10 protein-coding genes are annotated in these 11,956 nt (G+C 60.6%); all 10 read left to right on the plus strand.

The genetic code is table 11. The features are described from left to right. Window positions 1-8 precede the first annotated feature (8 nt). The 10 genes from NSND_RS21885 (at window position 9) to NSND_RS03050 (ending at window position 11,802) form a co-directional block, all read left to right on the plus strand. On the plus strand, window positions 9-239 hold the full coding sequence (locus NSND_RS21885) for an SHOCT domain-containing protein (protein WP_143833367.1): 231 nt from the start codon (window positions 9-11) through the stop codon (window positions 237-239). Next, on the plus strand, window positions 226-687 hold the full coding sequence (locus NSND_RS03010; RefSeq protein WP_200810470.1) for a hypothetical protein: 462 nt from the start codon (window positions 226-228) through the stop codon (window positions 685-687). The genes NSND_RS21885 and NSND_RS03010 overlap by 14 nt, the downstream gene beginning before the upstream one ends. Further along, complete coding sequence (locus tag NSND_RS03015; protein ID WP_080877548.1) at window positions 678-1,319, plus strand: class I SAM-dependent methyltransferase; 642 nt, start codon at window positions 678-680, stop codon at window positions 1,317-1,319. The genes NSND_RS03010 and NSND_RS03015 overlap by 10 nt, the downstream gene beginning before the upstream one ends. Window positions 1,320-1,516: 197 nt before the next feature. Next, window positions 1,517-3,370 (plus strand): alpha-glucan family phosphorylase, encoded by a 1,854-nt coding sequence (glgP, locus tag NSND_RS03020; protein WP_080877549.1) that lies wholly within the window; start codon window positions 1,517-1,519, stop codon window positions 3,368-3,370. Next, window positions 3,363-3,617, plus strand: a complete 255-nt coding sequence (locus NSND_RS22005; RefSeq protein ID WP_143833368.1) for a DUF2933 domain-containing protein — start codon at window positions 3,363-3,365, stop codon at window positions 3,615-3,617. The genes glgP and NSND_RS22005 overlap by 8 nt, the downstream gene beginning before the upstream one ends. Continuing rightward, window positions 3,610-4,284, plus strand: a complete 675-nt coding sequence (locus NSND_RS03030) for a methyltransferase family protein (protein ID WP_080877551.1) — start codon at window positions 3,610-3,612, stop codon at window positions 4,282-4,284. Before NSND_RS22005 ends, NSND_RS03030 begins: the two co-directional genes overlap by 8 nt. Before the next feature lie 29 nt (window positions 4,285-4,313). Beyond that, window positions 4,314-7,148: a glycoside hydrolase family 57 protein gene (locus NSND_RS03035; protein WP_080877552.1), complete on the plus strand. Its 2,835-nt coding sequence runs from the start codon at window positions 4,314-4,316 to the stop codon at window positions 7,146-7,148. 137 nt (window positions 7,149-7,285) lie between these two features. Further along, a complete protein-coding gene (locus NSND_RS03040) occupies window positions 7,286-7,462 on the plus strand; it encodes a YHS domain-containing protein (RefSeq protein ID WP_080877553.1) in 177 nt (58 codons plus the stop codon). Window positions 7,463-7,766: 304 nt separating this feature from the next. After that, window positions 7,767-8,996 (plus strand): heavy metal translocating P-type ATPase, encoded by a 1,230-nt coding sequence (locus NSND_RS03045; RefSeq protein WP_200810471.1) that lies wholly within the window; start codon window positions 7,767-7,769, stop codon window positions 8,994-8,996. A gap of 100 nt (window positions 8,997-9,096) precedes the next feature. Then, a complete protein-coding gene (locus tag NSND_RS03050; RefSeq protein ID WP_080877555.1) occupies window positions 9,097-11,802 on the plus strand; it encodes a calcium-translocating P-type ATPase, SERCA-type in 2,706 nt (901 codons plus the stop codon). The last annotated feature ends 154 nt before the right edge of the window (window positions 11,803-11,956 follow it).

The following is an 11,956-nucleotide window of genomic DNA, read 5'->3' on the forward strand; positions in this document are numbered from 1 at the left end:
GGGGTGACATGAATGGCATGATGGGTGGCAACATGGAGACGTGGCTTCTGTTGAAGATGGTCGCCTCGTTTCTTTTCATCCTGGCGCTGGTGCTGGTCATCGCTTGGGGGGTCCAGTGGGCGGTGAGGGGTGGGCTTGGCAGAACGGAGGACGCGGCCCTTGAAATTCTTAAGAAGCGGTACGCCAGGGGCGAACTCAGCAAGGAAGAGTTTGAGGAAAAGAAACGTGACATCGCGTAGCCCGAGCGTGACACGATCGGCGAGGACACCAGAACCGCTGTATTTTTGCATCGGCGATTATCTCGCCGGTCTCTTCACCGGTCTTCTCACGGCCTTCGCGGTGCGTGCGATCGTTGGCCCTCAGTGGGATATGGTGCTGGCCATGCTCGTCGGTATGGCGGTAGGCATGCTCCTTCACCTGACGCTGCTGCTTCTGGTCATTCCGTTCCTTGGCACCTTTGAGGCGATGATGCCCAGCGCAGTCATCGGGATGTACGGGGGCATGCTGTTCGGCATGCGAGATTCGATGCAACAGGCATATGTCTCCCGTGATATGGCACTGGCGGTAGGGGCGCTCTTTGGGTTGGTGGTCGTGTTTGGGATTCGTTGGTGGGATCGACAGCTCAAAGGAGTGGTGTTTGCGAAGCCTGAGAGCGTACTTCCTCCTGAGGAACGCCGATGCCTTTGACGGCCAGAGAAAAATGGGATTGGCTCAGCCTGACGTATGACTGGATGACGTTCGGGGAGGACCGGCGGCAGGGCGCGGAGAAGCGGCGACTGTTTGCGAAGATCCAAGGCAGAACACTCCTAGTGGCCATCGGTACGGGTAACGATCTCAAGTACCTGCCCTCGGACTGCAACCTGATCGCGATCGACATCAGCCCGCGGATGATCCAGAGGGGGCGCACGAAAGCTCGTCGTGAGGGTGGCAATATCAGGATGGTGCTCACCGATGCCCAGCGATTGGCGTTTGGAGATCAGACGTTTGATACGGTCCTCACGGTCTGCACCTTCTGTTCGATCCCTGATCCGGTACAAGGCCTTCAGGAAGTGTATCGCGTCCTGAAGCCTGCTGGACAGTTGCTCATGTTCGAGCATGTCCGCAGCAAGATCAGCCCGTTCGCGCTCATCCTGGATGTCATGACGTTCCTCACACGCAAGTTTGGTCCAGACTTGAATCGTGACACGGTCGGCAACGTCCTCCAAGCTGGGTTTCGGTTGGAGCGCGAGGAGAATGTCTATCTGGATATTGTGAAAATAATCGAGGCGGTGAAGTACCAAACCCCGTCAGAGGCTCGTGAAGGTATGAGAGAGGCATAGTCGAGTAATAATCGTTGTCTTGCTATCTGCGCTGGGCTTCTCATTTGGCTGCATGCTGCTGATGATGATGGGGATGCACAGTGCGCACCAGGAAGAGGACGGGAAAACTACTGTGGAGAAGCACTAAGTCGAGGTAGCGTGATGTTCAATGTCGTGACTAATCGAGAACAGCGGGGAGTGTCCTGGGTGGGTCAGCGATGAGCACCATAAAAGATCCAGTCTGCGGAATGATGGTTCCAGTCGGGGAAGGACTCTCTGTCGTCTATCAGGGACAAGAGTTCCGGTTCTGCTCTGATCTCTGCAAACGAACCTTCCTGGCTACCCCGGAACGCTACGCGACTGGATCGACAGGGTTGGCCCCCGGCACTCTAGGCGTGACCAGGCGCATCGCCTATTTTTCAATGGAAGTCGCGGCAGACCCGGGCATGCCGACCTACAGCGGCGGTCTGGGCGTCCTGGCCGGTGATACGTTGCGATCCTGCGCCGATCTCAAGATCCCCATTGTGGGCGTCAGTCTTCTCTATAGGCGCGGCTATTTCGAGCAACACCTGGATGAATGGGGCAATCAGCATGAACGACCCGTGCAGTGGGATCCCTCGAGGCTCGCCCGGCTGCTCCCAACGACAGTCCGCATGTCCATTGAAGGCCGCCCCGTCGTTGTCCGGGCCTGGCAGCACGACATCACCGGCCTCACGGGCTATGTGGTGCCCTTGCTGCTCTTAGATACCAATGTCGAGGAGAACGCAGCCGTCGATCGGGAGCTGACCAGTGACCTCTACGGTGGCGATGAACGGTACCGTCTGGCTCAGGAAATCGTGCTGGGCATCGGCGGTGTCAGAATGCTCCGAGCTCTGGGCTACACCCAGGTTGAACGGCTCCACATGAATGAAGGCCATGCAGCCTTACTCGCCATTGAGCTCCTGCGCGAGCGCAAAGAGCGAGAGTCGCCGGCGTGGGATTTTGATGAAGTGAGGCGGGCTTGCATCTTCACCACCCACACCCCTGTGCCGGCCGGCCATGATCAGTTTTCATATGAGCTGGTGAAGCAGATGCTCGGCGATGCCGCGCCGCTAGAAGTTCTGCAGATGCTGGGGGGCAGAGACCGACTGAACATGACACTCCTGGCCTTGAATATGAGCACCTATGTCAACGGTGTCGCCAAGCGCCACGGGGAGGTCTCGCAGGAAATGTTCCCGGGGTATGCCATCGACTCCATTACAAACGGGATTCATTCGGCCACCTGGACCTCGCCAAGCTTCCAGCAGCTCTTTGACCGGCATATTCCTGGCTGGCGGGCTGATTCCTTTGCCCTACGCCATGCCATCAGCATCCCCGTTCAGGACATCTGGGCGGCGCATGCCCAGGCGAAGGCACGATTGTTTGAGGAGGTCCGGAAACGAACGTCGTTGTCCTTTCGCGATGACGCGCTGACCATTGGATTCGCACGCCGGGCCACCCAGTATAAGCGGGCGGAGCTGGTCTTTTCGGAGCCGAGCCAGTTGCTCGACATGGCCCGCACGGTGGGCCCGATCCAATTCATTTTTGCGGGGAAGGCCCATCCCAAGGACGAGCCTGGGAAGGAGATCATTCGGCGCATCATCCACATCGCCGGGCAGCTCAACCCGGAGATCCCGATCGCGTACCTGGAGAACTACGACCTCCTCTTGGCCAAGCTCCTCACCTCCGGCGTCGATCTCTGGTTGAACACACCCCTGCGCCCGCTGGAGGCCTCTGGGACATCCGGGATGAAGGCCGCGCACAACGGCGTGCCCAGCTTGAGCGTCCTCGACGGCTGGTGGGTGGAAGGCTGTATCGAGGGCGTGACGGGGTGGGCTATTGGGCGCGGGTCCTCTGATGCCGCCTCACAGGAAGGGAGCGGAGCCCGGGATGCCCGCGAGTTGTACGACAAGCTGCGCGGGGTGATTGCGCCCTTGTTCTATCAGGACCGAGAGCGATGGAGCGGGATCATGCGGTCGACCATTGCCTTCAATGCCTCGTTCTTCAACACGCACCGCATGGTGCAACAGTATACGGCGAATGCCTATGTCTGATCGTCGATCGAGCCTGCTAACTCGTTCCTGGATCGCGCTCTGCGCCTTTCTGGCGATTGCTGGGTTTTTCCTGCTGACCGAACATCGGGCCCATCTCTTTGGCCTGCTGCCGTATCTGTTGCTGCTCGCATGCCCGCTGCTCCATCTCTTCTTACATGGCAGGCATCGTCCCCATGAAGCACCGAGCCGACCGGGCTCAGAGCCGGTCCATCACGCTGACCATGCGGGAGGACACAGAGATGACTAGCGAATCCGCCTACGGCCTGTGGTCGTTGGTCCTCATCAATTCCTTGGTCTTCATCATCTTCGCGTTCAGTTTCACCAGGCCGCGTACGGCGCGTGATTGGCGGTCGCTGGGCGCCTTCGCCGCCTTTATCGTGGCGCTGTTCACCGAGATGTACGGGTTCCCATTGACGGTGTATTTGCTGTCCGGTTGGCTGCTCAGCCGGCATCCGGGGCTTGATGTCTTTTCTCACGAAGCCGGCCATCTGTGGCCGACGCTGCTCGGCATCAAGGCCCACTCCCATTTTGATCTGTTCCATCTCCTGAGCAGCGCCCTCATTGTCGGCGGCTTTGCGCTCCTGGCTTCGGCCTGGAGAGTGCTACATGAAGCCCAGCGCACTCACGCGCTCGCTATGACAGGCCCATACGCGCGCATCCGTCACCCGCAGTATGCGGGGTTTATCCTGATCATGCTCGGCTTCTTGGTCCAGTGGCCCACACTCCCGACGCTGCTGATGTTTCCCGTGCTCGTGAGGATGTATGTCCGGTTGGCCCAGACCGAGGAGCGGACAATGCGGCAAGAGTTCGGGGAGGCGTACGGCCGCTATGCGGCGGTGACTCCCGGCTTCCTGTCTGCCCGCCGCCGCCAGCCGCATGCGCCTGAGGAAGGAGAAAAACCGGTCGCGCCTTGACCGAGGCGCCTCGGTAAGAGGCCAACAGGATGACGATGGTTATCTGGCATCTCACACCTGACACCCCGCGCTTCCCATTCTTCGTGAGTGCGGGGCAGAACGTCAATCTCCAGGTCGGCACTTGGCCGATTGAGGCTGGTCAGCGGATCTGGATCGACTATCGAGTCGAGCACCCGGACAGGACCGAAGATGCGGGGCACGTCGAAGGAACCTGGAATGTCAATCGGAAGGCCAACAGCTACTGGTTTCTGAACTTCGGCACGTTTGCCGACGGGGATCGCGTGGAGTACCGGCTGCGGGGAAGCTCTCCGGCTGGGGCCAGCGACGGGGGGACTTTCTCATTTCTCGTAGCCCCGAAGATTCACCTCGCGATCCTCTGGCACCAGCACCAGCCGGTCTACAAAGATCTGCAGGCCAAGCGGCCACAGGGGTCGTATCGGTTCCCCTGGGTGCGACTGCACGCTATTCGCGATTACTACGCCATGGCTGCGCTCCTGGAGCAGCATCCCGAGGTGCATCTTACGATCAATCTCACGCCCGTCCTTCTCCAACAGCTCGAGGACTATGCCGAGCGCGGCGCCACAGACCGCGCCCTGGAATTAACCCTGACCCCGGCGGCCCGTCTCTCCGCCGCCCAACGAGAGGAACTCCTCGCCACGTTCTACGAAGCCGAATGGCACACGCAGATCTTCCCCTGGCCCCGGTATCGCGCCTTGTTCGAGCAGCGCCAGAACAGTCGCTCGTTCACGGTCCAGGATCTCGCGGATCTCCAGATGTGGTTCAACCTGTCCTGGTTCGGCCCGGAGTTCCAGGAGGGGCCCGTGGCACTCCCGGACGGGGAGGTGGCCTCCGTGGCGAGCTTCGTGACGCAAGGCAGCGAATACAGCTCGGACCAAATCGCCCAGATGGTCGGCGAACAACTCAAGATCATGCGCAACGTGGTCGCGATTCATCGCCGGCTTCAGGATCGCGGCCAAATCGAGATCTCCACCACACCCTTTTACCATCCAATCCTGCCCCTGCTCGTGGACACCGATCAGGCCACGATCGACCGAGAAGGCGCCACGCATCCCAGGCGCTTCCACCGCCCGGAGGATGCGAAGGCTCAGGTGCAGCAGGCCGTCACCTTCTACGAGGAACGGTTCGGCCATCCGCCAGCGGGGATGTGGCCCGCCGAGGGCGCGGTCGGTCAGTCGGTGGTCTCGCTGTTTGCCGAGGCCGGCCTTCACTGGATCGCCACGGATCGGGGCGTGCTGGAGCGGTCAGGGCGGTACGGGTACAACATCCAGGACCCGAACGTGCTCTGTCGGGCCTACCGGGCGGAAGATGAAGCCGGCCGTGCGGTGGCGATCTTCTTCCGGGACACCGTCCTGTCGGACAAGATCGGGTTTCACTACCAGTACAATTCGGACCCTCGCCAGGTCGCGGAAGAGTTTGTGCGGGAAGTCAAAGTGCGCTTTGCCTGGCAGGTCAAGGATCCGCCGAATCGCATCGTCTCGGTGATTCTGGATGGCGAAAACGCCTGGGGCGCCTATCCGCACCAGGCCCGCCCGTTCCTGCATGCCTTGTATACGGCGCTTGCCGCTGATCCGGAGATTCGCACGGTCACGTTTCGCGAGTACTTGGAAGGCCGTGCTGCTCGGCGAGTGCCGCCGCATCCGCTCCCAGAGCTGACCAAAGTCCATGAGTTGTTTCGCGCGAGCTGGATCGACGAGAGCGGCTCGAAGCCCGGCAATGATCTTGGCACCTGGATCGGTGAGGCCGAGGAAAATCAGGCCTGGGACTTGTTGCGGGAGACCCGTGATCTCGTGGACCGCGTGAAGGCCAACCCCGAGCGTCATCGCAAGGCCTTTGACGCACTCTACGCAGCCGAGGGCAGCGACTGGTTCTGGTGGTTTGGCGAGGACCAGGCTTCCGACTCCGATGCGGAGTTCGATGACCTGTTTCGCGATCATCTGAAGACGGTCTACCGTGCCATTGGCCGGAATCCACCGGTGACACTCGATCAATCAATCGTGCCCCATACGCTGATCTGGACCTTCGTGCGACCGCTCACCTCGATCCGGCCCGAGGACCGGCTGACCATCCGGACCAATTGTCCGGGCCGGGTGAGCTGGAGAACCGAGCCCGATGACCAATGGCGAACGCTCGAGATGATTCCGGCTGGCGGGGTAATGGCCGCGATCCATCGCTACGGGGTGACGCTGGGGCCGTTTGCTCCGGCGACGCGCCAGATCGAGTTCCGATTCCAATGCGCACATCCGGCCTGCTGCGGGACCGATCCGTGCTGCCGATTCGAACTTCGGCGGATCGAGGTCACCGGGGCGCAGGCGCCGAGAGGGCGCTCGGGAAGATCTGGCGGACGCGCGCGTCAGTCTGCCTCGACTGCGGAATGGCCTGTAAGTAAGGTCTTGGAGAAAAACAGCGAGAGGCAACCTGTGCCGCAAGATGAGCAGCAAAGAGAGCAGGCAACCGGGACGGCCGCCATGGCGGGGCTTAACGCGTTCGTGCGTGAACACCGTGTGTGCTGGGAGGTGTTACCGGAACTACTTCCGGTTTCGGAGACACAGCCGCTGCAGATCGGCTTCAATCTGGAGCTCTACGGCGCCCATGCGCACGGAACCGAACCGCCGCGACCCGGCTGCGGACAATGCCGAACCATTCTGGGTCATCTGCGCGAGATCGCAGAGTGGATCCTGCCGAAGGCGGGACGGCCCTCGCGGTACGACCTGTCCGTCTCGGACAATGTCATTCTCTATGACCCCGTCCGACGCAATCGGTCGGAGGACGGTCACGATCAAGATTCTCCATCGAGCCCAACTGGATGCCCCAGTGGATGCCTGCGAAGTCTTCTGCCTCCATGAGATGGAAGGCAAGCTCAAAGAGATCGGCGCTCGATATCGGAACTGGGAAGAGACCTAGAGAAAGTAGAGTGGTTCTTCAGAGCTCGACCCTGTGCCGGTCCGCGGCGCGCCGTCAATAACCGAAGATCAGGAGGGCCATGACACACCAAAAAGAAATGGATCGCGCGTGCGGGATGTGGATCGAGAAGGAAACGGCTCCCTTCCGCAGCACCTGGCAAGGGCAGACGTATTATTTCTGCTCGAAGCCCTGCAAAGAGCAATTCGACCAGAATCCCGAGCGGTACATGAAGGGATTTGAAGGTCGCAAACCCTGAGGGAGGCGCCTTAGGAGCGCCTTGTCTCTTGTGAGGGATGCCGGCTGACTTCTTGTTAACGAGCCAACGGCCGGGCACTACAGATCGGGAGAAACTACGACACTGCAATCCATCGCCGTTTGCGGAGCGAATGTAAGCATGCTGTCCTCAAGGGAGAGTAGCATCTGGATGATTGCTCAAGGTTTAGTGAAACTCCCGCTCCGTCTTACCGTGGGCCAGTAACTGGGCGCGTGGTAAAGGGAACTGCCGTTCGGAACGATCGGATTTCAACATGGACCCTATGACACATAAAGATCACGGACAGATGTCTCACCCACATGCTGGTCACAAGATGTCGCACGACCATCGGAGCCACGATCGCCACGCGGGCCATTCCGTGGCGATGTTTCGCGACAGATTCTGGTTGAGTTTTGCCCTCACACTTCCCACGGTCTTCTTGTCGCCCGAAGTCCAACACTGGCTTGGTTACACGGCGCCCTCCTTCCCTGGCTCCACATTGATTCCGGCCATTCTCGGAACCGCCGTCTTCCTATACGGCGGCCTCGTGTTCCTGCGGGGGGCGCAGAGTGAGCTTGCCGACCGTAAGCCAGGCACGCTGACTCGCGGTGCGCCCGCAGTATCTGGAATTGCGGCTGTGCCTGGCACGTCGGAATCAGAATTGCTTGCGCTTGCCGCTGCAGTTGAAGCCAACTCCGAACATCCGCTGGCAAGGGCCATCGTCGGAGAGGCCACACGCCAAGGCGTGCGCCAAGTGCACGCGGCCAATTTTGAGGCCCTCGCAGGACGAGGGGCGCGCGCCCTCGTGGAGGGCAAGAACATTGCCGTCGGCGGACCGCGTTTATTGGCCGAGAGCAAGACGGCGGTGCCTCCGGAGCTTGAAAAAGTAATGAGCAGCTGGGCGTCGGAAGGACGGACCGTGCTGTCTGTCGTGACCGAAGGACGATTGCTTGGAGCGCTTGCTGTAGAAGACGAGATCCGCCCCGAATCCCGTGAAGCCGTCACCGACCTGCATCGGTTGGGTATCCGAGTCGCGATGATCACGGGAGATTCGAAAACCGTGGCGGACTCCGTCGCGCGGCGCCTCGGGATCGATGAGGTCGCCGCGGAGGTGCTCCCAGGCGACAAGGCTGCAGCCGTCAAGCGGTTTCAAGCGGGTGGCAAGCGAGTTGCCATGGTGGGAGACGGAGTGAACGATGCGCCGGCATTGGCCACGGCCGATGTCGGCATTGCGATTGGCGCGGGCACTGATGTGGCCATCGAATCCGCGGGCATCGTGCTTGTGCATAGTGATCCGCGTGACGTGGTCGGAGCCATTGAGCTCTCTCATGCAACCTATCGGAAGATGATTCAAAACCTTGTGTGGGCGACCGCCTACAACCTTGTTGCGATCCCCGTCGCCGGGGGACTGTTCGTCCGCTGGGGCTTCGATCTCCCGATGAGTGTGGGGGCCGTCGCGATGAGCGCGTCCACGATCATTGTGGCAGTCAATGCGCAGTTGCTGCGTCACCTGAAACTGCGGCGCGATGTCCTTTGATGAACTGCACGGGGATAATCGGGGCGAACGGCTCAGAACGGCTCAGAACGGCTTGCCAGTGGAGAGGCTGACTGGTGACGCTCTTCATACCGGAGGCGACATGAACTCGCGTGATTGGCATACCCACACGCCGGATGAACTTGAGACGACCTTACAGTCCAATCTGGACGGAGGATTGTCTGAGCGGGAGGCCCAGCAGCGTCTGGCTGAGCACGGCCCGAATGAACTGCCTGCGGCCCCTCCAGTCTCGGCCCTGACTCTCCTCATCGGACAGTTCACAAGCGTCATCATCTGGGTGCTGATCGGTGCCGCCGTCGTATCCGGCCTCCTGCAGGAGTGGGTGGATGCAGCCGCGATCCTCGCCATCGTGCTGCTCAACGCGTTCCTGGGCTTTGTGCAGGAGTATCGGGCCGAGCGGTCGATCGCGGCGTTGAAAAAGCTCTCGATCACCATGGCGCGCGTGATCCGAGATGGGGTGATCCGGTCAATTCCCGCGCGTGAGCTCGTGCCAGGCGATCTCATTCAGGTCGAAGCGGGCGATCGTGTTCCGGCGGACAGCCGCTTGGTCTATGCCACGGGGCTCCAGACCCAGGAAGCCTCGCTGACTGGCGAATCGACCCCAGTCGCCAAATCAGCCGAGCCGATTCTCCACACAGAGGTGCCCTTGGGTGACCGCCATAACATGTTCTTCATGGGGACCATTGTCGTCTCCGGCAAAGGGCGCGCGCTGGTGACGGCCACCGGAGCCCAGACGGAACTCGGAAAGATTGCCGCGCTGATTCACCGAGAAACCCAGGCCGAGCAAGAGGAAACGCCGCTTCAGCGTCGTCTGGAGCACCTCGGCCACACATTACTCTGGCTCTCGCTGGGCATCGTGGTGGTGGTGTTTCTGCTCGGGGCCTTGCGCGGCATTCCGCTGGTGACGATGTTTCTCACGGCCGTGAGCCTGGCCGTGGCGGCGATCCCTGAGGGGCTGCCCGCCGTGGTCACCATCACGCTCGCTCTTGGCGTCACAAGGATGGTGAGACGGCATGCGTTAATCCGCCGCCTTCCCGCCGTCGAAACCTTGGGCTCGACAACCGTGATTTGCTCCGACAAGACGGGGACGCTCACGAAGAACGAGATGACAGTGACGATCCTGTACCAAGGTGGAGAGATCTTCACCGTGACCGGTGAAGGGTATGCGCCAGACGGGGAAATCCGGTCGGACAGTGAGCCCACGACACCGGCTCTGAAACCAGGACTCATGACGCTTTTGCGCGCCTCGGTCTTATGTAATGGAGCTGAGCTGCGGCTGGAGAACTTTCTCTGGCAAATCGTGGGTGATCCGACGGAGGGCGCCTTGCTGGTCGCGGCGGCCAAGGGCGGACTGACAAAGAATGACCTGGAACAGGAAAACCCCTGGCTGGGCGAAGTGCCGTTTGACTCAGAGCGAAAGAAGATGACCGTGGTGCGCCGCACGGCATCCGGGCCTGCGGCCTTTGTTAAAGGCGCCCCGGATGTCTTGCTGCGCGACTGCCACGCCTGGCTCACGCGAGGCGGCGACATCCAGCCGCTCACGGATGCGCTCCGCCAGGAGATCACGGCTACCAACCAACGCCTTGCGTCACACGCGCTCAGGGTCCTCGGGGTGGCCATGCGTCCGCTGGACCAGATCTCGGACGTCTATGACGCTAAGAATCTGGAGTGCGATCTTGTCTTCTTAGGATTGGTCGGCATGAAAGATCCGATCAGGCCGGAAGCGAAGGCGGCGGTTCAGGCCTGCCAGACGGCCGGAATCCGGACCGTCATGATCACCGGAGATCATAAGGACACGGCGGTCGCCATTGCGAAAGAGCTAGGGATCATGGAGCCGGGCAAGCAAGCCATCTCAGGGGCGGAGCTGAACCAACTCTCGGATGAGGAGTTGCGTGATCGAGTGAAGGCAGCGGCGGTCTATGCGCGGGTAACAGCAGAACACAAACTACGAGTCGTCCACGCGTGGAAGCAACAGGGGGCCGTCGTGGCGATGACGGGCGATGGCGTGAACGACGCGCCGGCTCTGAAGGCGGCGGACATCGGGGTGGCGATGGGCATTAGCGGCACGGACGTGACGAAAGAAGCCGCCGACATGGTGGTGACCGATGATAACTTCGCCTCCATTGCGGCGGCCGTCGAGGAAGGCCGGGCAATTTATGACAACATTCGTAAAAGTGTTTACTATCTGCTCTCCTGCAACATCAGCGAAATCCTATTGATGTTGCTGGCGACGCTGTTTGGTCTCCCACTCCCACTGCTTCCGGTGCAAATCCTTTGGATCAACCTGGTTACGGATGGTCTGCCTGCCTTGGCCTTAGCGGTTGACCCGGCGGACGAGGGTCTCATGAGACGGCCCCCTCGCCCGCCGCAGGAGCCGTTCCTCACACGGGCACGCCTGCTGAGACTGTTTGTTCAGGGAACATTCATCGCTATGATCACGCTCCTGGCTTTCTTGTATTGCCTTTACGGCATGGACCTCAGTCTGGACCGAGCCCGCACCCTCACGTTTACGGTAATGGTTACGGCGCAGCTCTTCCATGCCCTGAATAACCGGAGCGAGGACCGATCGATCTTTGCTCTCGGCCTCTGGACGAACAAGCCATTGCTGGCCACAGTGGGGCTGTCCGCGCTGTTGCAGGTCGGCATTGTGTCGTGGCCTCCAATTCAAGGTATCTTTAAAGTCGTCCCCTTCGATCCCGAACATTGGGTTCTGGCAATTGGCATAGGGACACTGCCGCTCGTCGCCATGGAAATCTGGAAGCGAGCAAAAAAGAACGCTGACAGATAGAGCCGGACAGACATCGAGGTCATTCCGTTCGGATTGAGAGCGTGGAAGACCATGATCATCTGGCATCTTACGCCTGACGCCCTGCGTTTTCCGTGCTTCGTGAGTGCAGGGCAGCAGGTCAATCTTCCGTTTGGCACGTCGAGGGGCGCCAACG

The sequence above is a fragment of the Nitrospira sp. ND1 genome (assembly GCF_900170025.1).
Classification (GTDB): Bacteria; Nitrospirota; Nitrospiria; order Nitrospirales; family Nitrospiraceae; genus Nitrospira_A.